Origin of the sequence: Micromonospora reichwaldensis, assembly GCF_031845925.1 — a bacterium.
Taxonomy (GTDB): Bacteria; Actinomycetota; Actinomycetes; order Mycobacteriales; family Micromonosporaceae; genus Micromonospora; species Micromonospora reichwaldensis.
Genome location: NZ_JAVRFL010000026.1, coordinates 69208 through 90317 on the forward strand (window position 1 = coordinate 69208; position 21110 = coordinate 90317).

The following is a 21110-nucleotide window of genomic DNA, read 5'->3' on the forward strand; positions in this document are numbered from 1 at the left end:
GTGTCGGTGCGGCGCCTAGTTGTCGTACTCGTCGTGCAGCCGCCACCAGCCGTACGGCTCCTCCTGCGGGCGTCCGTCCGGGGTGTCCTCCCAGGTCTCCTGGCGGCCGAGCGGAGTGAGATCGAGCAGCGACCAGTTGCTGCCGAGCGCCTCGACGCCCCGCTCCGAGGTGAAGTAGGTGCGGTACACCTCGTCGCCGTCGCGCAGGAAGACGCTCAGCCCGAACGCCTCCCCCGCCTTCGTGGTGAGCCCGAGGTCGGTGTTGAAGTCGGTGCCGTGGGACGAGTACCAGGGCAGCGTCCAGCCCATCCGCTCCTTGAGCGGGGTGATCTCCGCCAGCGGCGCCCGGGAGATGAGCGCCAGGGTGGTGTCCCGGGCGTTCAGGTGGGCGGGGTGGCCGAGGTTGTCGACGAACATCGAGCACCCCTCGCAGTAGTGCGACTCGCCCGGCCTGAGCATGAAGTGGTAGACGATCAGCTGACGCCGGCCGTCGAAGATGTCGGCCAGGTTGGCCTTGCCGCCCGGGCCCTCGAAGACGTATTCCTTGTGGATCCGTGTCATGGGCTGCCTGCGGCGCTCCGCGGCCAGCGCGTCCCGGGCCCGGGTCGCCTCCTTCTCCTTGGCGAGCAGCCGCTCCCGGGCGGTGTCCCATTCCGACTGCGACACGATCGTCGGCAGGTTCATGCGGTCTCTCCATTCGTGGTCACGGACGCTCCCCTGTCCGGGAGCGGCGGCGACGGCGCGGGCTCTCCGGCGTACCGAGGCGACGCGGGCCGTCGCACGGCACGGACGCCGACCGGCGCCCTGGGCACGCTCCCGCGCCCGCGTCGCCAGCCCTTCCGGCCGCCTCACGGCGGTCTACCGGGACCTGCGGCCGGGGCGCGCATGCCGCCCGCGCCGCGACACCCGGTGTGCCTCCCTCGCCTCGCCGGGCCGGATCCGTCGCCGGTCCCACTCTGCCGCCCACCGCTCCCGGTCCACTCCCGGTCTTCTCCCGGTGCGCTCCCGGCCGCCGCGCCGCCGCGCCGCGCCGTGACCGCCCGTCGTCGGTGCGCTGCGCTACGGTGACGCCATGCGTTTCGGGCTCCTCGGTCCGTTGGCGGTCTGGACGACGGACGGCGCACCGGTCACCGTGCCCGATCTGAAGGTTCGTGTCCTGCTCGCCGACCTGCTGGCGCACCAGGGTCGCCCCGTCCCCGTCGACCGGCTGGTCGAGGACCTGTGGGGCGAGCGCCGGCCGGCCAACCCCAGCGGGGCGCTACAGACCAAGGTCTGGCAGCTGCGGCGGGCGTTGAACGACGCGGAGGCCGGCGGCAGGGACGCGGTGGTGTCCCGACCGCCCGGATATCTGCTGCGCACCGCACCCGGGCAGACCGACGCCGACCGGTTCGGCGCGCTGGTCGAGCGGGCCACCGGCACGACCGCCCCACCCGCCCGGGTCGCGCTGCTGGACGAGGCCCTGGCACTGTGGCGTGGCCCGGTGCTGGCCGACTTCGCCGACGAGCCGTTCACCCGTCCGCTGGCCACCCGGCTGGAGGAGCAGCGCCTGGTGGCCGTCGAGGAGCGGGCCGAGGCCCGGCTGGTCCTCGGCGAGCACCAGCTGCTGGTCGGGGAGCTGGCCGACCTGGTGGCGCGGCACCCGTTCCGGGAACGGGCCCGCGCCCTGCAACTGCGCGCCCTCTACCGGGCCGGGCGACAGGGCGAGGCGCTGGAGAGCTACGCCCGCTTCCGCCGGCAGCTCGCCGAGGAGCTCGGCCTGGACCCGGGTCCGGAGCTGGTGGCGCTGCACCGGGCGATCCTGGCGCACGACCCGGCGCTGCTCGCCGACCAGCTCGGCGCGGGCGACCAAAGCGGCCCGAGCGGTGCAAGCGGCCCGAGCGGCGGGAGCGGCCAGGGCGGCGGGAGCGGCAGGAGCGGCCCGCGGGATCCGCGCGGCGCCGAGCCGAGCGGCGCGGACGACCCGCTGGCCACGTCGCGCCCGGCGGGTGCGGGACGGGTGATGCCGAGGACCAACATGCCCGCCCCGCTGACCCCGCTGGTCGGGCGCGCGGAGGCCGTGCGGCACGTCCACGAACTGCTGCGCGTCGAACGGCTGCTCACCCTCGTCGGGCCGGGCGGAGTGGGCAAGACCCGGCTGGCGGTCGAGGCGGCCCACCAGCTCGTCGAGGCGTACCCGGACGGGGTGTGGCTGGTCGAGCTGGCCTCGCTGCGCCCGGACGACCCCGCCGCGCTGGCCGGGTCGCTGCTGGCGGTGCTCGGCATCCGCGAGGCCACCGGGGCCGACCGTGGGCCGACGGGCGCCCCGGCCACCCCCGCCGACCGCCTCGTCGACGTGCTGCGCGGCCGGTCCCTGCTGCTGGTCCTGGACAACTGCGAGCACGTCGTGGAGCCGGTCGCCGAACTGGCCCAGCGGATGCTGCCCCACGCCCCGGGCGTACGCCTGCTGGCCACCAGCCAGGATCCGCTCGGCGTGGCGGGTGAGCGGGTCTGGCCGGTCCCCCCGTTGGAGCTGCCCGACCCGGAGGTCACCGAGCCCGAGGTGCTCGCCCGTTCCAGCGCGGTGCAGCTCTTCGTCGCCCGGGCCACCGCCGCCGCCCCCGGATTCGCCCTGGACGCGACCAACGCCCGCGACGTCGCCGAGCTGTGCCGCCGCCTCGACGCGGTGCCGCTCGCGCTGGAGCTGGCCGCCACCCGGGTGCGCGCGCTGGGCGTGCACGGGCTGGTCACCCGGCTGGACGACCGGTTCCGGCTGCTCTCCGGCGGCCACCGGGGCGCCCCGCCGCGCCAACAGACCCTGCGCGCGATGATCGACTGGAGCTGGGAGCTGCTCTCCGACCCGGAGCGGGTGGTGCTGCGGCGCCTCGCCGCGCACGCCGACGGCTGCACCCTGGAGGCCGCGGAGGCGGTCTGCGCCGATCCGGACCTGCCCGCCGACGAGGTGCTCGGGCTGCTCGTCCGGCTGGTCGACCGCTCGCTGGTGGTGATGACCGAGGGCGCCGGTGAGCCGCGCTACCGGCTGCTCGAGTCGGTCGCCGAGTACTGCCTGGCGCGGCTGCGCGAGGCCGACGAGGTGGCGGTGGTGCGCCGCCGCCACCGGCGCCACTACCTCGAGCTGGCGCGGCGGGCCGACGACGAGCTGCGCGGGGCGGCGCAGCGGCGCTGGCTCGCGCGGCTGGACCAGGAGACGGCCAACCTGCGCCGCGCGCTCGACGGCGCACTGGCCGACGACGACGCGGCCGGCGCGCTGGAGCTGGCGACCGCGCTGGCCTGGTACCGGTACCTGCGCGGCCGGCTGCGCGAGGCGCGCCGGTCGATCGAGGCGGCGCTCGCCGTGCCCGGTTCGGTGCCGGCCTCCGTACGGGCGGCTGCCACCTGTTGGCGGGCCGGGCTCGCCCTGCTGGAGGCCGGTGGCGACCACGCCCCGCTGGTGGCCCCGGCGTTGGCCGGCTGGCCGCCGGACGAGGACCCGGCGGGGCGGGCCCGGGCCACCTGCTTCCTCGGCCTCGCGCTGCTCAACACGGGGGACGTCACGACCAGCCAGGAGCTGGTCGACGACGCGCTGGCGCAGTTCGAGATGCTCGGCGACCGGTGGGGGGTGGCGACGGCGCTGAGCCTGCGGGCCGGGCACGCGCAGTCCCGGGGCGACCTGGAGGCGGCCAGCCGGGACAGCGCGCGCAGCGTGGCGCTCTTCTGCGAGTTGGGCGACCGGTGGGGCCAGCTCCAGGCGTCCTTCGCGCTGACTACGCGGGCGGAGGCGACCGGCGACTACCCGGAGGCGGCCAGGCTGCACCGGGAGGGCCTGCGGATGGCCGAGGAACTCGGGCTGTGGCTGGAGGCCTCCGACCGGCTCTCCGGCCTGGGCCGCATCGCGCTGCTCAGCGGCGACTACGACCGGGCCCGGGAGTTCCACGAGCGGGCGCTGCGGCTGGCCGCCGAACAGAACTTCAAGCCCGGGGAGCTGTACGCGCAGATCGGCCTCGGGCTCGGGGCCCGCCGCGAGGGCCGGCTGGACGCCGCCGAGGAGCTGCTGCGCGGCGTCCTGGCGTGGACCCGCCAGCCGGGCCTGGACGCCGACGTGGTGCGGGCACTGCTCCTGGCCGAGCTGGGCTTCGTCGCGGAGCAGCGCGGCGCCGCCCGCGACGCGCACGAGTTGCACGCCGAGGCGTTCGAGGTCGCCACCGCCATCGGCGATCCCCGGGCGCAGGCGCTCGCGCTGGAGGGGCTCGCCGGCACGGCGACGCTCGACGGCCGGCACGGCGACGCCGCCCGGCTGCTCGGCGCGGCGGCCATGGCGCGGGCCTCGGTGGGCGCGCCGCTGCCGGCCGGGGAACGGGGCGACGTCGACCGGATCACTCAGGCCGCGCGCGACGCCCTCGGCCCGACCGCGTTCACGGAGGAGTTCGACCGGGGCACCGCGCTGACCCCCGCCGAGGCCTACCGCTCGCTGGTGGCCGGCCTCCCCCGCCCCGCCTGAGCGGGCGGGGCTCAGCCCGGGCGGCGGGTCACCCGGACGCACCGACTGCACCCCGCACCGCCCGTGGGCGGGCGGGGTGCAGTCGTACGCCGGGCGTCCCGCCGCCGCGTACGCGTCGTCAGCGGTTGGCCGTGCCCTTGGAGTTCTGGTAGGCGGCGATGCTCCACCCCCCGTCCACCCGGACCACCGTGGAGGTGGCGAGGAAGGCGCGCTCGGCGACGAACTCGGTCTCCCCCTCCAGGAGCACGCTGCCCTGGGTCACCAGCAGCGCGATGTCGTCGGTCAGGAAGCGGACATCGAGCGGCTCGACGAGGACGTGAGTCCCCCCGTACGGCCCGGCGAACCCGGCGGCCATGTAGGAACGGATCTCCTCCCGGCCCTTCATGTAGGCGTCACCGATGAGCGTGCCGTCCTCGACGAAGATCGCCGCGAACGCGTCGGCGTCGTTGGCCGCCCAGGCCGTCACGATGCGTCGCGCGACGTCCCGTACGGCCGTCTCGTCGCTCACGACGGCGGCATTGCCTGCGGACATGTCGTTCCTCCTCCTCGTGTCACCGGTACGCCGCGGGCGTCCGGACGTGCGGGCCGCGTGGGCGGGTCAGCAGGTGATGCGGACCTCGGGAGAGGTCACGTAGGCCATCATGTTCGGGTCCCAGACGACGGACCGGTAGCTCCGGGTGCCGCTGCCGTGGCACGGAAGTTCGAGCCGGGTCACCGACCCGGGTTCCATGTAGCGGTCCAGCACCGTCCGCCAGCCGGTGTCGGTGGATTCGTAGCGCATCAGCCAGAAGACCGCCAGGACCACGCAGTCGTTGGTCGCGACGCTCCGGACCATCACGCCGCTGGGGCTCTTCTCCGGGGTGCTCGGCGCGCTGATGCAGCTCGGCGGTTCCGCAGCCGCCGCCGCGGCGGCGGCCGGGGCCGAGCCGACCGCGCCGACCGCGAGGACGACGGCCAGCGTCAGCGACAGCCATCTCGATATCGTTGCCATGTTTCCTCCTCCTGTCCGGCCGGCCGGCCGGCTCCCGCACCGGGCGCGGGAGCGGCGGCCGGCCTGCCCGTGTCGTACCGGATCACCTACTGAACCGGTACGCGTCGACGATGGTCTGGTCCAGCCGGTTGCCGTGCGAGTCGACCAGGGTGGCGCGCAGCGACACCGTCCGGGTCCCCTTGGGCGTGTGCACCACCGCGCGGTAGCCGCCGTCACGCGCCGGCACCACCGGGGCCTTGCGCCAGGTGCGGCCCCCGTCGACGGAGATCCGCACGGTGAGCTGCCGGACGCGACCCACGCGGGCCTCCGGCTGGGACATCACGGACACCGGCAGCAGGGTCACCGGCGCCCAGCGGGCGACGTTGTGGTCGTCGACCGTCGGCTTGTACCGGACGAGCCACAGCGGGAAGATCTCGTCGGCGGTGTCCGACCGGAACGTCCACGTCGCGTCCACCCGCGTCGACAGGGGGGAGTACGACGGACGGCTGGTCCGCTTCTCCACGCGGAACGTCGCGGGCCCCGGCGGCACCGTGCCCTCCAGGTTCCCGGCGCCGGAGGAAGCCACCAGCCGGCCGTCGCGGTACATCCGGGTCGTCGCCGCGTCGGTCAGGGAGCCGGCCCGGTGCCCGTCCTGGTCGGAGTACATGGGGACGCCGAACCAGACGGTGTCGCCGCTCCGGCCGGCGTGACCGGGGAAGTCGAACATCGGCCCGAGCACCGACGCGTTCCACCGGTCGGCGTGCCGCTGCCCGACCTGGTACGACTGGTTTGCCTGGCCGAAGGCCGTGATCTCCTTCGGTAGCCCGTCCTCACCCGGGACGTTCTCGCCGAAGGCGGCGCTCCACACGGTGGCACCGCCGTCCAGCAGGTGCGTCGTGCGCGCCGGCAGCCGGTACGGCAGCAGCGGAGTCAGCACGCCGACGACGCCGGGCACGGTGGGGAACATGGCCTTGGTCGCCGCGCGGCCAGTCACCTGGGCGACCATCCGGCTGTCCAACGTCGCCAGGTCGCGATCGGCCACCTTGCGCTGGAAACCGGTGAAGAAGCCCCCCGGGCGCGTGTCGAGCAGCCCGTAGGTGTACGGGGTGTCGCGGAAGTCGCCCGCCGGGCCGGGCACGGCCCAGGTGGAGTGCAGGTAGCCGGTCATCCGCTCGGCGGGCAGGTCGGGGCCGATCTGCCCGGAGCGCAGGCCGTCGAAGCCGTTGAGGGCCAGGGCGAGGGCGAACCCGGTGCCGTCCTCGGCGCGCCGGTCGAAGCCGAGGTCGACCACGGCTGTCCGCGCCTCGGGGCGGGGCACGGTGGTGCGTACCGGGGCGGTCCGCCGGGCGTCCACGGTCACCGTGGCGTCGGCGTCGAGGGCCAGTTCCGGCTGGACCAGGCGGTGCCAGGTCGAGCCGGTGTCGCCGAAGTCGACCACGTCGCCGACGAGGACGTAGCTGCCCTTCGGCAGCCGGGCGGTGGCGGTGCCGTCCTCGCCGTACAGCAACGCCCTCAGCTCGCCGGTGAGGTCCAGCACCATGGTCTCGGCCCGGCCGGTGGGCCGCCCGTCCGGCCCGAGGTGCCGGACGGTGAGCGTGTGGCTCTCGACCTCCTTCTCCACCTCGACGCGCGAGCGCACGGCCAGGTCGGGCGCGCCCGCCGGGGTGGCGGTGACGGTGCCCGTGTAGCGGCCGTCGGGCCCGTCGTGGCGGGTGTCGGCGGTGACGGTGACGCCGGCCGACCCGCCCGCCGGCACGGTCACCGTGGTCGCGTCGAGCCGCAGCGCCCCGGCGGGGGCGGGCGCGCCGTCGGGGCCGGTCAGCGCGACGTCGAGCCGCAGCTCGACGGGCCGGTCGCCGTGGTTGTGCCAGGTGAGCGTCCGCTGTTGCGGGCGGTCGTCGGCGTGCGGCCACTGCTGCACCCCGAAGGCGAGCGAGGCCGTGGCCGGGAGCACGTTCCGCCGGGCCAGCGCCGCCGCGTCGAGCGCACCGTCCACCGCGGAGGCGGCGAGGGCGGCGCGGAGCCGGTCCACGGACCAGTCCGGGTGACGCTGGGCGAGCAGTGCCGCGCCCGTCACCGTGCCGGCCGGCAGCCCGGTCGCACGCCCGTCGGGCCTGTCGTGGGTGGCGGTCGCTCCGGCAGTCCCGTCCGCTGCGGGGGCCAGCACGAGGGCCCCGGTGCGGTCGCCGATCCGTGCGATCGCGCGGCCGAGCGGGCCGGTGCCGAACTGCTCCGCGCCACCGACGCCGAGGTCGACGACGTCGGCCCGGCCGGCGGCCCACTCCAGGCCGGCCAGGATCGCCGACTCCGGGCACCGGCCGTCGTCGTCACAGACCTTGCCGTCGAGCAGCGTCGCGCCGGGCACGGCGGCGGCGGTGCGGGTGCCGTGTCCGTGCCGGTCAACGGTGCTCGCGCCGGCGAAGACCTGCCGGTGCGCCACCCGGGCGGCCGGCCTGGCCCGCACGGCGTCGACGCCGGTGCTCAGCACGGCCACGGTCGGCGCGGCGCCACCCGCCGACAGAGCCGGGGGCAGGTCGGTGGGCGGCGCCGGTACGGGCGCCGGGGTCAACGGCCTGTCCAGCCAGATCCTCTCGATGCCCGCCCGCTGCTCGCGAATCGCCGACCAGGCCGAGGCGGCGTCCGTCTTGGCCACGGTCACCGCGCTCATCCCGGCTACGGCGAACCGGCCGGTCGTGCGCAGCCCCGGCCCGGTCAGACCGGCCGCGGGATCGGCGCCGCGTCGCGACACGATCAGCGGCAGCCCGGGGCTGCGGGCGTCGTCGTAGCCGGCCCGGACCAGCGCCGTGACGTCGAACAGGCGCCGGTCCAGCAGCCCGGCGGCGACCAGCGGGCGGGCGTCCTCCGGGAGGACCGTGCGGTGCCCGCCGGCGCGGTGGCTGGTGAACCGGGTGCCGGCGCGGCCCGGGGCGGCGGTCACGGTGACCCGCGCGCCGTCCGGGGAGACGGTGACCCGGTCACCGGTGATCAGGGTGACCCGATGGTCGGACTGGCTGGCGGGCGCCGGCGCGGGATCCGCGTCTCCGCCCGCGACCGCGGGGGTCTGCTGCCCGGTGATCACCAGTGCTGCCGCCAGGGCCGTCACGCCCCCGACCGCGATGGCCCTTCGGCCGCGCCCTCCGCTACCGGTTGCCGCACGTTTCTCGCCCACCCTGTGTCCCCTCCGCCGCTTCGGTCCGCCGCACGTGCGGCGGTCATCGGTGGTGCCTGGTCATCAGGGATCGTCGTCCGGCCCCTCTGGGCCCCGCATCTCCCGTCGTGCGCTCATCCCGTCGCCGGGCGCGGGGTTGCGCACGGTGGAAGGTGCGCCGGGTCCGGCGGAGCAGCACGATCCGACAGTGGAGCGGACGGACGCGCCGGGGCGCCCGGTTCTGCCGAGGCAAGGCTCAACAGATCCTTTTCGGACAGTACGGGCGCGTGAGGAGCGGACCATGACAACAGTGCGAGGGCACGCCACGGGGGCGACATCCGCCACCGGCGGGAGTGTCCAACCGAGGATCTTCTTCCCCGAGCTGGAGGGTATGCGCGGGGTCGCCGCCGTGATGGTCATGCTGACCCACATCGCGCTGACCACGGGCATGATCGCCTCCGACATGTACGGCGCGGCCGGCAACCCGGTCGCCGGACCGATCTTCAACACCATGGACGTCAGCGTGCCGATCTTCTTCGTCCTCTCCGGACTGGTGCTGTACCGGCCCTTCGCGCTGGCCACCCTCACCGACCGGCCGCCGATGGCGCTGAAGCCGTACTTCTGGCGGCGGGCCCTGCGGATCCTGCCGGCGTACTGGCTGCTGACCGTGACGGCGCTGCTCGTGCTCAACGCCGACGCCGTCACCGGGCTGTGGTACGTGCTGCGCCCGCTGCTCGTGCTGCACGTCTACCAGCCGAACGCGATGCCCACGGGGATGGAGCAGACGTGGAGCCTCGCGACCGAGGTCGCGTTCTACGTCACCCTGCCGTTGCTGGCCTGGGCGTTGCGCCGCTGGGCGGTACGCGCCACCGACCCGGGGGCCCGCGCGAGGCGGCTGCTGGTGCCACTGGGCGCCCTGGTGCTGACCGGCGCCGGCTTCGCCGCGTACCACCACCTGCCCTCGATGGGCGCCTTCCCGATTCAACACCTCTGGCCGACCGAGTACATGGGCTACCTGGCGGTCGGCATGATCCTGGCGATCCTCTCCGCCATCGCCGAGGTGGCGCCCGAGCGGACGCCGGCCGCGTACCGGTTCCTCATCCGGCACCCGGGCGCCGCGTGGATCGGCGCGGCGCTGGCGTACGCGGCGGCCTGCTCCCCCCTGGGCGGCCCGAACGAGATGAACTACCCGCCGCTGGGCTCGGCGATGGTCGACCACATCCTCTACCTGGCCATCGCCCTGCTGCTGGTGGCGCCGCTGACCCTGCCGGCGGGCCGTCCCGGCTACATGCGGGCGGCCCTGTCCAACCCCGTGCTGCGCTTCCTCGGCCGGATCTCCTACGGGGTCTTCCTCTGGCACGTCTTCTACCTGTGGGTCTACTACGGAACGACAGGCACGCCGCTGGGCACCGGCAACTTCTGGCTCATCACCGCGGCGGTGGCCGGTGCCAGCGTGGTGACGGCGACGCTGAGCTTCTACCTGTTGGAGCGCCCGGCGATGGGGCTGCGGCCGTGGTGGGGCCGGGCGCCCGTGGACCCGGGGGCCCAGGCGCCGAGCACGGTCCGCGAGCAGCTCCCGGCCGGCCGCGAGGCGGCGCAGTGGGAGCCGCGCAGCACCGAACCGGCCACCCCCGCGGTAGCGACCGAGTGAGAGCGACCGCAGACCGGCACCCCCTGTACCGGGCGGGAGGTCCGCCCGGCGGCGAACCGAGAGGAACCACACGATGAGCGACACCGCGAGAGGCCGGGCCGTCGTCCTCGGCGCCAGCATGGCCGGGCTGTTCGCCGCCAAGGTGCTCGCCGAGGCGTACCGGGAGGTGGTCCTGGTGGACCGGGACCGGCTCGCCGACGCGACCGAGGTGCGCCGCGGCGCACCGCAGGGGCGGCACCTGCACGGCCTGCTCGCCCGGGGTCAGCAGGCCATCGAGGAGCTGCTGCCCGGCTTCACCGACGAGGCGACCGCGGCCGGCCTGCGCTCGGGCGACCTCGGCACCCGGATCCGCTGGTACTTCAACGGCCACCGGCTGAAGCCGGCGGAGACCGGCCTGCTGGTGGTCGGGGGCTACCGGCCGGGCATCGAGGCGCTGGTGCGGCGCAGGGTGCTGGCCCTGTCGGGGGTGCGGCTCGTCGAGGACGCCGACGTCGTCGCCCCGGTCGCCACCGCCGACGGCAGCCGGATCACCGGCGTACGGATCCACCACCGCGGCGCCGACGTCGCCGAGGTGATCGACGCCGACCTGGTGGTGGACGCCACCGGCCGCGGCTCCCGGACCCCCGCCTGGCTGACCGAGCTCGGCCACGGCCCGGTGCCGGAGGAGCGGATCAAGATCGGGCTCACCTACACCAGCGCGCGCTTCCGCTTCTCCCACGACCCGTTCCACGGCGACGTCTCGATCAACCCGGTGGCCACCCCCGCCCATCCGCGCGGCGCGTTCCTCGCCACGCTGGGCGGCGACACCGGGCTGCTCTCGCTCACCGGCATCCTCGGCGACGAGCCGCCGACCGACCGCGAGGGCTTCCTGGCGTACGCGGCCTCGCTGCCCGTGCCCGACATCATCGACGCCGTCCGGGACGCCGAGTTCCTCGACGAGCCGGCCTCGTTCCGGTTCCCGGCCAGCGTCCGGCGCCGCTACGAGCGGGTGTCCCGGCTGCCGGAGGGGCTGCTCGTGGTCGGCGACGCGGTCTGCACGTTCAACCCGGTGTACGGCCAGGGCATGACCGTCGCCGCCCTGGAGGCGCTGATCCTGCGCCGGCACCTCGCCGGCGGTGGGGCGCCCCGGCCGCGGGCCTTCTTCGCCGACATCTCCCGGCAGCTCGACGCGCCGTGGGAGGTGGCCGCCGGCGGCGACCTGGCCCACCCGCGGGTGGAGGGTCCGCGCCCGTTCAAGGTGCGGATGGCCAACGCCTACATCGCCCGGGTGCACGCCGCCGCCACCCGGGACAGCCGGGTCACGGACGCCTTCCTGCGGGTGGCCGGGCTGATCGACCCGCCGCAGGCGATCATGCGTCCCTCGGTGATGCTGCGCGTGCTGCGGGCGGGCGGGCAGCCGGCCGGCTCCGTCGCCGCCCCGTCCGGCCCGGTGGCCCGTCCCCCGGCGCGCGACCGCGGCTGAGACGGTTCCGCGCCCGCACTACGGCCCGTCGTGCCATGCACGCACGACGGGCCGCACCCGGCGGACGGAGGTGGGGACGCCGCCGGTGGCGCACCTGACGGGGACGCGGCCGGCGCGCGCACGTGCCGGGAAGCGCGGGAGCAGGGCCCGGCGCGGGCACGCGCACATGGCCGCGAGCGGGCGCAGGCCTGGTGGCGGACAGGGTCACGCGGTGACCACGACGCATCGACGTCGTGGTCACCGCGTGCGCGTACTGGCGGGTGGCGACCCCGGGCGGGTCAGCGGGACGACGCCGACCTCGCCGCGGCGACCGCCTCCTCGTAGCGCGGGTGCTCGCCGACCTCGCGCACGTACTCGACGTGCACGACGCGGTCCTCGGCGTCGACCACGAAGACCGCCCGGGCGAGCAGCCGGAACTCCGCGATCACCACGCCGTAGGCGAGCCCGAAGGACAGGTCGCGGTGGTCCGAGGCCGTCCGGACCCCCTCGAGGCCGGCGTTGCCGCACCACCTGGCCTGCGCGAAGGGCAGGTCCACGGAGATGGTCAGCACGCTCACCCCCGGCAGGGCGGCGGCCTCCTCGTTGAACCGCCGCGTCTGCTGGTCGCAGACGCCGGTGTCGAGCGACGGCACCACGGACAGGATCCGCACCGTCCCGGCCGACGAGGCCAGGTCGACCGGCGAGAAGTCGTTGGCCAGCGCGGTGAAGGCCGGCGCGGTGTCGCCCACGCGCACCTCCGGCCCGAGCAGCGTGACCGGGCGACCCCGGAACGTCGTGACGCCGGCACGTTCCAACGCGACTGTCATCAGGTTCTCCTAGCGTCCAGCGGGAGGTGGCGGGTCGGCCGCGCCGGCGTGACCCAGCGGGCACCGGCGGCCCCAGGGGCGCGGCCGGTACCGGCCGGTACGCCGGCCCGCGCCGCACCCAGCATCGTCCGCCGCGCCCGACGGCCGCACCTTCGCACGTGCCGCCTCGCGCCGGGTCAGCGCACCGCGTCGGCGTGCTCGGGGGCGGTGGCCGACGCTTCGGCCGGCGGCCGGCGGCGCAGCATCGGCACCGGGATCAGCGAGACGACCCCGGCGGCGACCGACAGCACCACGTAGCTGGTGGTCGCCAGCACCACCCCGGCGACCACGCTGGCCACGGCCGAGGCGGCCCACACGAGGGCGTCCACCCGGCCCTGCACCGCCCGCCGCGCGGCCGGGGTCAGCGCCTGGGTGAGCAGGGCGCTACCGCCGACGAAGGTGAGGTTCCAGCCCCAGCCGAGCAGGAAGAGCGAGACCACCAGTCGGGTGAGTCCGCTGCCGTGGGCCGCCGGCCACGACGCCACCACGACGGAGGTGACCAGCAGGCCGATGCCCATCAGGATCGCGGCCCGGCCGCCGAAACGGTCCGAGAGGTAGCCGGAGAGCGGCGCCAGCGCAAACATGCCGATCATGTGGCCGCTGAGCACCACGCCCACCGCCGTGAGGCCGTGGTGGTTGCTGCTCATGTGCAGCGGCGTCATGGTCATCAGGGCGACCATGGCCAACTGTCCGGCGATCATGGACACCAGCGCGACGGACACCACCGGGTGCCGCCACACCTGCGCCGGGGTCGGATCGTTGGCGCCCTGCCGGGCCGCCGTCCGCGACCGGGGCATGGCGGCGGAGGCGAGCACGCAGACGCCGGCCGCCAGCAGGGCCACGAGGAACGGCCCGGCCAGGTCCGGCAGACCCAGCCGGTCGGCGACGTCGGCGCTCGGATCCATCAGGTTGGGCCCGAAGACCGCCCCGACGGTGCCCGCCCAGACGATGACCCCGACGGCCAGCCCCTGCCGGCGGGGCGGGTACAGGTCCGCCGCGCAGTACCGCGACAGCTGCGCCCCGCCGTTGCCCACCCCGAGCAGCACCATGCCGAAGATCAGCAGCAGCACCTGCCCGGAGGCCACGGCGGCGCCGGCCACCGCCGCGCCCACGATCGCGACCAGGTAGCCCAGCGACAGCGCGGAACGGGTACCCCGACGCGACATCAGCGCGGCCAGCCAGAGCGTGCCGGCGGCGGTGCCCAGCACACCGGCCGCGTTCGGCACGCCGCTCCAGAGCTCGGTCAGTTCCTCCGCGCCGATCAGCGTGGACGCCGTGCTGGCCCCCACCATGGAGGTGTTGGTGGCGGCCACCCCACCGAGCAGGGCCGCCATCGACCGTCGCCGGCCGGTGGTTTCCACGTCGACGCTCATGATCCTCTTTTCTTGACGAGCAGTGCCACCGGCAGGCGGCCGAACAGGTCCTCGACGCGGGGCGCCGGCGAACGGACCGGCGCGCCGGTGAACACGTCCACCCAGCCGCCGGCGTCACCGGGCAGGGGCACCACGGTGTCGGCCCAGCCGCCCCGTTCGGCGAGCCCCACCGGCAGCCGGGTGGCCAGCGCCACGACGCCGTCGTCACCGCCGCGCGAGAAGCCGATGAGGTGCTCCGCCGCGCCGCCCTCCGCGCGGACCGGGCGGTAACCGCGGAACAGCCCCGGGCTGTCCCGGCGCAGCCGCAGCACCCGGGAGGTGACCAGCAGCTTGGCCGCCCCCGTGTCATCGACCCGCGGCGTCCGTCCCGCGTCGATCTCCGCCAGCAGCCGCCGGCGGGCCGCGAAGTCGACCGGGCGGCGGTTGTCCGGGTCGACCAGCGAGTAGTCCCACAGCTCGGTGCCCTGGTAGACGTCGGGCACCCCGGGGCCGGCGAGCTGCAGCAGCTTCTGGCCCAGCGAGTTCGACCAGCCGGGCGGGGCGATCCGGTCGACGAAGGCACGGACCTCCGCCGTGAGGGTCGCGTCGGCGAGCACCCGGGCGGGCCAGCTCGTGACGCCGTCCTCGTAGGCGAGGTCGGGATCGTGCCAGTTCGTGCGCACCCGCGTCTCGCGGGCGACCTTGAGCAGGTAGGCGGAGAGCCGCTCGGGGCCGATCGGCCAGGCGCCGAGCAGGGTCTGCCACGCCAGCGGTTCGAGCAGGGGGTCGCCCAGCGGCTGCCGGGCCGACCAGCGGCGGAAGCGCTCGGCGTACGCCTCCGGCAGCTCGCTGAGCACCGCCAGGCGGGCCCGTACGTCCTCCGAGCGCTTGGTGTCGTGGGTGGACAGCGTGGTCATGGTGGCGGGCCAGCCGGCCTCGCGGGCCGCGTTCGTCGCGTGCAGCTCACCCGGCGACACCCCGAACCGGCCCGGGTCGACGCCCACCTCGTTGACCGCGACCAGGCTGTTGTGCCGGTAGATCGCGGTGTCCTCGACGCCCTTGGCCATCACCGGGCCGGTCGCCTGCTGCACCCGCACCGCGAGCGGGCCGGTCGGCCGGGCGACCATCTCGTCCCGGACGGCGGTGAGGATCCCCCGCAGCGCCGGCCGACGCCGGGCGGCCCGCTCGACCGCCTCGTCCAGCGCCCAGCGGTGCTGCGGGAGATAGGACCGGTAGACGGGGAACTCCACCAGCAGGGCCCGGACGGCGTCCGCGCGCTCGGCCGCCGGGCAGCGGGGCAGCAGCGCCGCGACGAGCGCCTCCACCCGTCGCGCCTCGGCGACCAGCATCGTCGCGACGACCTGCTCGCGCGCCTCGCGCACGACGTCGGCCAGCGCGGTGCCGGTCAGGCCGGCCGCCTCGGTCAGCCGCTGCCGGCCCGCCGGGGCCACGAAGACGCCCGAGATCTCGGCCAGCGCGTCGTAGCCCGTGGTGCCGTCCACCGGCCAGCCCGCCGGCAGCTCCTCGCCGGCGCCCAGCACCTTCTCCACGACGATCCACGCTCCGGGCGCCGCGGCCCGCAGCCGTCGCAGGTATCCCGACGGATCCGCCAGTCCGTCCGGATGGTCGACACGCAGCCCGGTGACCTGTCCCTCCCGTACCCAGCGCAGCGTCTCGGCGTGCAGCGCCCCGAACACCTCCGGGTCCTCCGTACGCAGGCAGGCCAGCGTGTCGATGTTGAAGAACCGGCGGTACGTCAGGTCGGCCACCCCCCGGCGCCAGGACACCAGCCGGTAGTGCTGCCGGCCGTGCACCTGCGCCACCGTGCCGTGCCCGGATCCGGGCGCCAGCGGGAACCGGTGCTCGTGGTAGACCAGCGAGTCGTCGGCGAGCTTCAGCTCCCCCTCGGCCGCCACGCCGCCGTCGCCGTCGTCGCCCAGCACCGGCAGCAACAGCGGCCCCGCCGACCAGTCGACGTCGAAGAACCGGGCGTAGCGGGACTCCGGCCCGTGCCGCAGCACGTCCCACCACCAGGGGTTGGCCGCCGCGTCGGCGACGCCCATGTGGTTGCAGACCACGTCGACCACGAAGCCGAGCCCGGCCTCGGCGAGCCGGCGGGCGAGCGCGAGGCGCGCCCGCTCGCCGCCCCGGCCCGGGTCGGTGCGCGTGGGGTCGACCAGGTCGTAGCCGTGCGTCGAACCCGGCGCCGCGGCGAGCAGCGGGGAGGCGTAGAGCGCGCCGACACCGAGGTCGACCAGGTAGTCGGTCAGCGCCACGGCCTCGGAGAGACCGAGGTGGGGGCCGAACTGGAGCCGGTACGTGGAGGTCGGTGCCGCCATCAGCCGGTGAACCCCCTGGCCCGTCGCGTGGACGCCCGCCGGTCCCGGCCGTACGTCTCGGTCAGGCGGCGCAGCCGGAACTCCAGGCCCGGGGTCAGCGCCTCCGCCCGGAACCGCCACCGCCAGCTCCCCTCGGCCTGCCCCGGGACGTTCATCCGGGCCGCCGGGCCCAGCTCCAGCACGTCCTGCAACGGCAGGACGGCGAGCTCGGCCACCGACGCGAAGACCGCCCGCGCCATCGACCGGCAGATGCCGTCCGGCACGCCCCCGAGGTAGCGCTCCACCCGCAGCCGCTGGTCGGCGCTCGACTCCTCCCACCAGCCCAGTGTGGTGTCGTTGTCGTGGGTCCCCGTGTAGGCCACGCAGTCGGTCGGGTAATGGTGCGGCAGATGCTGGTTCTCGTCGCCGGCGAAGGCGAACTGGAGCAGCCGCATGCCCGGGATGCCGGCGTCGATGCGCAGCTGCTGCACCTCCGCCGAGGCGGGTCCCAGGTCCTCGGCCAGCATCACCACCTCGCCGAGTTCCTTGCGGATGGCCTGGAACAGCGACGGGCCCGGCCCGTCGCGCCAGCCCCCCGCACTCGCCGGCCGGCCCACCGGCACGGCCCAGTAGCGCAGGAAGCCCCGGAAGTGGTCGAGCCGGATCATGTCGTACAGCTGGGTCATCCGGCGGATCCGGTCGACCCACCAGGCGTACTGGTCCTGCGCCATCAGCTCCCAGCGGTAGAGCGCGTTGCCCCAGACCTGGCCGTCGGCGCTGAACTCGTCGGGCGGGAATCCGGCCACGGCGGTCGGGCGGCCCGCCGCGTCCAGTTGGAACAGCTCCGGCGCCGCCCACGTCTCGCAGCTGTCCGTGCCGGCGAACATGGCCACGTCGCCGATCAGCTCGATGCCGAGCCGGCGGGCGTGGTCGCGGACGGCGGTGAAGTGCGCGGCGAACAGGTACTGCTCGAACCGGTAGTAGTCGAGGCGGTCCCGCTCGGTGTCGTCGAGCCGGGCCAGCGCGTCCGGGTCCCGCCGGGCCAGCGGCGCCGGCCAGCTCGTCCACGGCCCACCGTGCCGCTCCCGCAGGGTCATGTAGCGGGCGTAGTCGTCCAGCCACCACGCCTGTTCCCGGGCGAACGCCTCGCTGTCGGCGGTCGGCGTGAAGGCGGCGTACGCCCGGGCCAGCAGGTCGGCCTTGACGGCGCCCGCCGCCGGGTAGTCCACGGTGTCCGGCGGCAGCGCCGGCACGTCCGCGAGGTCGGCGGCGGTGAGCAGGCCCTCGTCGCGCAGCCGCTCGACGCTGACGTAGAGCGGGCTGCCGGCCAGCGTGGAGCTGGCCTGGTACGGGCAGCCGTCCGCGCCGACGGGGTTGAGCGGCAGCATCTGCCACACGCTCTGCTCGGCGGCCGCGAGGAAGTCCAGCCACTCGATCGCGGCCGGCCCGAACTCACCCACCCCGAACCGGCCCGGTAGTGAGCTGGGATGCAGCAGGATCCCGCTACGTCGGTTGACCGGCACCCGAGTCGTCCTCCCGTCCTGTCCCGTACGCGGGGGCGCCGGCGGCGGCCGGCGCGCGCACGTACAACTGCTCGTACCGCTCGGCGGCCTCGTCCCACGAGAACCGGGCCCGCATGCCGCGCTCCCGCAACCGCGCCCACGCCTGCCGGTCGGCCCAGCGCGCGACCACCTGGGCGATCAGGTCGACCAGGTCCGGCGCGCGGTAGCCGTCGAACGAGAAGCCGAGCCCCGTCGCGGCGACCGTCTCCGCCATGCCGCCGACCCGCCGCACCACGGGCACCGACCCGTAGCGCAGCGCGATCAGCGGCGCCAGCCCGCACGGCTCGAACCGGGAGGGCGCCAGGAAGGCGTCCGAGCCGGCGTACGCCAGCCGGGCGATCGCCTCCCCGCTGTCCGGGTGGTAGGCGACGTGCGGGTAGTAGCGGGCGGCGCGGCGGAACGACCGCTCGTACTCGGCCCCGACGCCGACGACGACGAGTTGCAGGCCGAGTGCGGCGATCTCGTCGATGCCCTCCAGCAGCAGGTCGACGCCCTTCTGGTCGACCAACCGGCCGACGAAGGCGAACAGCGGCGCCTCCGCATCCGTCGCCAGGCCGCTGCGCTGCTGGAGCGCGCGCTTCGCCACCGCCTTGCCGGCGAGGTCGTGCACGTCGAAGCGGGCCGGCAGGTGCGGGTCCGTGGCGGGGTCGAAGTCGTCGTAGTCGACTCCGTTGCGGATCCCGTGGTAGTCCCCGCCCCGGGCCCGCAGCAGCCCTTGCAGCCCGACCCCGTGCGCGGGGGCCAGGGTCTCGTCCCGGTAGCGGGCGCTGACGGTGGTCACCGCGTCGGCGTACCGGATGCCCTGGGCCAGCAGGTTGCCGGTGCCGTAGCGGGTCAGTTCCAGCTCGTCGGCCTTGTCGTGCGGGAACAACCCCTGATAGGCGAGGTTGTGGATGGTCATCACGGTCCGCGGCGCCGCGTCGAGGGTGCGCAGGTACGCCGGGACGTGCCCGACGTGCCAGTCGTTGCAGTGCACCGCGTCGGGCGGGCTCGCCGACCGGGCGGCCAGCTCGGCGACCGCCCGGGAGAACAGCACGAAGGACGACAGGTGCTTCTCCACGTACCCCTCGGGCCGCTGCCAGTCGGGATGCTGCGGCGTCCGCAGGGTGAGGTACCGGACGCCGTCGTGGTCGCCCAGGTCGTCGACGGTGAACTCGGCGCGCGCCGAGCCCGCCGCGACGGCCACCGTGCCGACCCGGCGGCCGTCCGGCAGCCCCGCGTAGCCGGGCAGGAACAGCCGGACGTCGTGCCCCCGTCCGGCCAGCGCCCGGGGCAGGGCCCGGGCGACGTCCCCGAGACCACCCACCTTGACCAGGGGCGCCACCTCGGAGGTGGCGAAGAAGACCCGCAGCGGGCGGCCGGCGCTCACGCCCGCGTCCCCGACAGCGTGGCCGGCCCGGCGACCGTGGACAGGCCCGCGATCGGGGCGCCGGCCAGGCGCAGCTCGACCGCGCCGGCGGCCCGGGCGACGCTCAGCGCGGCGAGGTCCGGCGCGGTCCAGGTCGCCCCGGCGGCCCGCAGGGCCGGCGCGTCGCCGACGCCGACGGTCACCGCCCCGGCGGACGAGGCCGCGCGGACGCCGCTGGGCGCGTCCTCGACGACCAGGCACCTCCCCGGGGCCAGCCCGAGCCGGCGCGCCGCGAGCAGATAGCAGTCCGGTGCCGGCTTGCCGCGCGCCGTCTCGCCCCAGGTGACCATGGCGTCGAAGGCCGCGGCGACGCCCAGGTGCGCCACCACCCGCCGGGCCCGGCGCGCGGAGGCGCCGGTGACCAGCGCCAGCCGGACACCGGCGCCGCTGAGCGCCGCCAGGATCTCCCGGGCGCCCGGCACCTCGACGAACGCGAGGTCGGTCTCGGCGACCCGCACCCGGCGCAGGATCTCCTCCCGCGTGTCGGGGTCGAGGTCGCCGAAGAGCGCCGAGACCGAGTGTTCCGGGGAACAGCCGAGCACGTCGTCACGGATCGCCGACGCGGACAGCGCCCGATCGTGCTCGGTGGCGAGGCCCCGCCAGAGCGACAGGATGGCCTCGGTCGAGTCGATCAGGACGCCGTCCAGGTCGAACAGCACACCGGCGAAGACAGGGACCGGTCCGGACGCCATCAGCCCCCCGCCACGGCGGGCAGGATGGTCAGCGAGTCGCCGTCGCGCAGGCGGGAGTCGAGCATCCCGCTGGTACGCACGTCGACGTCGTTGATGTAGAGGTTGACGAAGCGGCGCAGTTGCCCGTCCTCCCCCATCACGCGGCTGCCCAGCCCCGGGTGCCGGGCCTCGAGGTCGGCCAGCACCTCGGCGACGGTCGAGCCGTCCGCGGTCACGTACTTGCTGCCACTGGTGTAGTTGCGGAACACGGTCGGGATGCACACCTCGACGGCCATGGTCGGCTCCTCGGTCAGTAGGGGATCTCGTCGCCGGGCATGGCGCCGGCCAGGTACGACAGCCGACCGGCCTCCACGGCGTGCTTCATCGCCTGCGCCATCAGCATCGGCTCCCGGGCCTTCACCAGTGCGGTGTTGACCAGTACCGCCGCCGCCCCGAGCTCCATCGCCAGGGTGGCGTGCCGGGCGCTGCCCAGCCCGCCCTCGACGACCACCGGAATGTCGACCGTGTCGATGATCTGGCGGATCGGGCCGGGGTTGGGGATGCCGTGGCCGGAGGCCACGGGGGCGCTCATCACGCGCAGCGCCGAGCAGCCGAGCGCCTCCAACTCCTTGGCGGTCGCGAGGTCGGGCAGGATGAACGGCATGACCTCCCAGCCCTGCTCGCGCAGCTGGGCGGCGACCTCGACGGTGGCGCGGTTGTCCGGCTCGTTGGTCCGGCCGCGGACGTCCAGCTTGAACACGGTGATGCCGTAGGCGTCGTGCAGGATGTTGACGGTCTTCCACGCGCTCTCGGCCGACCGGGCGAACGAGGTCGTGCCGATCCACAGGTACTTCTCGATGGGGATCTCGTCGGCCAGGTCGGACAGCAGGAGACTCGAACGGTTGTTGTCGGGGTCCACGGTGGTGATGAAGACCTGCGAACCGGTCGCCTCGAGCACCTGGCGGATCACCGACGGCGACGTGTACTGCTCGATACCGACGAGCAGGCGCGAGGTCAGCTCCGTGTCGCCGAGCCTGACCCACGCGTCCCGGAGGCCAGCGACCTCCATCGAATCCACGGACATGTACACCCTTTCTGGTCGAGCCGGGCACGACCGGCGGCGGGAAGCGTCATCCCGGGCCAGGGTGGGGCGGGGGCGGGGCCCCCGAAGCCCGCCAAGACCCGGACGCACCGCAGCCGGCGAATCACCGATCGGTCCGTCACAGGAGTTGCGAAAAGAATCTTGGTT

At 75.2% G+C, this 21110-nt stretch carries 15 protein-coding genes; 3 read left to right on the forward strand and 12 right to left on the reverse strand.

Annotated features, from left to right (window positions below; genetic code table 11):
- Positions 1-15 precede the first annotated feature (15 nt).
- Positions 16-684, reverse strand: a complete 669-nt coding sequence (locus tag RM555_RS21255) for a DUF899 domain-containing protein (RefSeq protein ID WP_132238236.1) — start codon at positions 682-684, stop codon at positions 16-18.
- Between the two features lie 388 nt (positions 685-1072).
- Here RM555_RS21255 and RM555_RS21260 point away from each other — a divergent pair, with 388 nt between their 5' ends.
- Positions 1073-4474: an AfsR/SARP family transcriptional regulator gene (locus RM555_RS21260; RefSeq protein ID WP_311413385.1), complete on the forward strand. Its 3402-nt coding sequence runs from the start codon at positions 1073-1075 to the stop codon at positions 4472-4474.
- Between the two features lie 118 nt (positions 4475-4592).
- On the opposite strand, the gene RM555_RS21265 is transcribed toward RM555_RS21260, so the two are convergent.
- The 3 genes from RM555_RS21265 to RM555_RS21275 all read right to left on the reverse strand — a co-directional run bounded on the left by RM555_RS21265 (position 4593) and on the right by RM555_RS21275 (position 8547).
- Positions 4593-5006, reverse strand: a complete 414-nt coding sequence (locus tag RM555_RS21265; RefSeq protein ID WP_132238240.1) for an SgcJ/EcaC family oxidoreductase — start codon at positions 5004-5006, stop codon at positions 4593-4595.
- Between the two features lie 66 nt (positions 5007-5072).
- The gene (locus tag RM555_RS21270) at positions 5073-5465 is read right to left on the reverse strand and encodes a hypothetical protein (protein ID WP_311413386.1); all 393 of its coding nucleotides are present in this window, start codon (positions 5463-5465) and stop codon (positions 5073-5075) included.
- Positions 5466-5547: 82 nt separating this feature from the next.
- Positions 5548-8547, reverse strand: a complete 3000-nt coding sequence (locus tag RM555_RS21275; protein WP_311413387.1) for a hypothetical protein — start codon at positions 8545-8547, stop codon at positions 5548-5550.
- A 346-nt stretch (positions 8548-8893) separates the two neighbouring features.
- Between RM555_RS21275 and RM555_RS21280 the strand changes: the two genes are divergently transcribed.
- Complete coding sequence (locus RM555_RS21280) at positions 8894-10243, forward strand: acyltransferase family protein (protein WP_311413388.1); 1350 nt, start codon at positions 8894-8896, stop codon at positions 10241-10243.
- Between the two features lie 73 nt (positions 10244-10316).
- Entirely contained in the window at positions 10317-11705 is a 1389-nt protein-coding gene (locus RM555_RS21285; protein ID WP_311413389.1) for an FAD-dependent oxidoreductase, read from the forward strand.
- A 278-nt stretch (positions 11706-11983) separates the two neighbouring features.
- Here the strand turns inward: RM555_RS21285 and tpx are convergent, their stop codons facing one another.
- The 8 genes from tpx to RM555_RS21325 all read right to left on the reverse strand — a co-directional run bounded on the left by tpx (position 11984) and on the right by RM555_RS21325 (position 20945).
- A complete protein-coding gene (gene tpx, locus RM555_RS21290; RefSeq protein WP_311413390.1) occupies positions 11984-12511 on the reverse strand; it encodes a thiol peroxidase in 528 nt (175 codons plus the stop codon).
- A 176-nt stretch (positions 12512-12687) separates the two neighbouring features.
- A complete protein-coding gene (locus RM555_RS21295) occupies positions 12688-13923 on the reverse strand; it encodes an MFS transporter (protein WP_311413391.1) in 1236 nt (411 codons plus the stop codon).
- Positions 13920-16241: a malto-oligosyltrehalose synthase gene (treY, locus tag RM555_RS21300; protein WP_311413392.1), complete on the reverse strand. Its 2322-nt coding sequence runs from the start codon at positions 16239-16241 to the stop codon at positions 13920-13922. The genes RM555_RS21295 and treY overlap by 4 nt, the downstream gene beginning before the upstream one ends.
- Positions 16241-17743: a 4-alpha-glucanotransferase gene (gene malQ, locus RM555_RS21305; protein ID WP_311413393.1), complete on the reverse strand. Its 1503-nt coding sequence runs from the start codon at positions 17741-17743 to the stop codon at positions 16241-16243. Before malQ ends, treY begins: the two co-directional genes overlap by 1 nt.
- Positions 17724-19151 carry a glycogen synthase gene (locus RM555_RS21310; protein WP_311413394.1) on the reverse strand — a complete coding sequence of 476 codons (1428 nt, stop codon included), beginning with the start codon at positions 19149-19151 and terminating at the stop codon, positions 17724-17726. Before RM555_RS21310 ends, malQ begins: the two co-directional genes overlap by 20 nt.
- Complete coding sequence (locus RM555_RS21315; RefSeq protein ID WP_311413395.1) at positions 19148-19882, reverse strand: HAD family hydrolase; 735 nt, start codon at positions 19880-19882, stop codon at positions 19148-19150. The genes RM555_RS21310 and RM555_RS21315 overlap by 4 nt, the downstream gene beginning before the upstream one ends.
- Positions 19882-20157, reverse strand: a complete 276-nt coding sequence (locus tag RM555_RS21320; RefSeq protein WP_132238266.1) for a MoaD/ThiS family protein — start codon at positions 20155-20157, stop codon at positions 19882-19884. Before RM555_RS21320 ends, RM555_RS21315 begins: the two co-directional genes overlap by 1 nt.
- Positions 20158-20171: 14 nt before the next feature.
- Positions 20172-20945 carry a beta/alpha barrel domain-containing protein gene (locus tag RM555_RS21325; protein WP_311413396.1) on the reverse strand — a complete coding sequence of 258 codons (774 nt, stop codon included), beginning with the start codon at positions 20943-20945 and terminating at the stop codon, positions 20172-20174.
- Between the last annotated feature and the right edge of the window lie 165 nt (positions 20946-21110).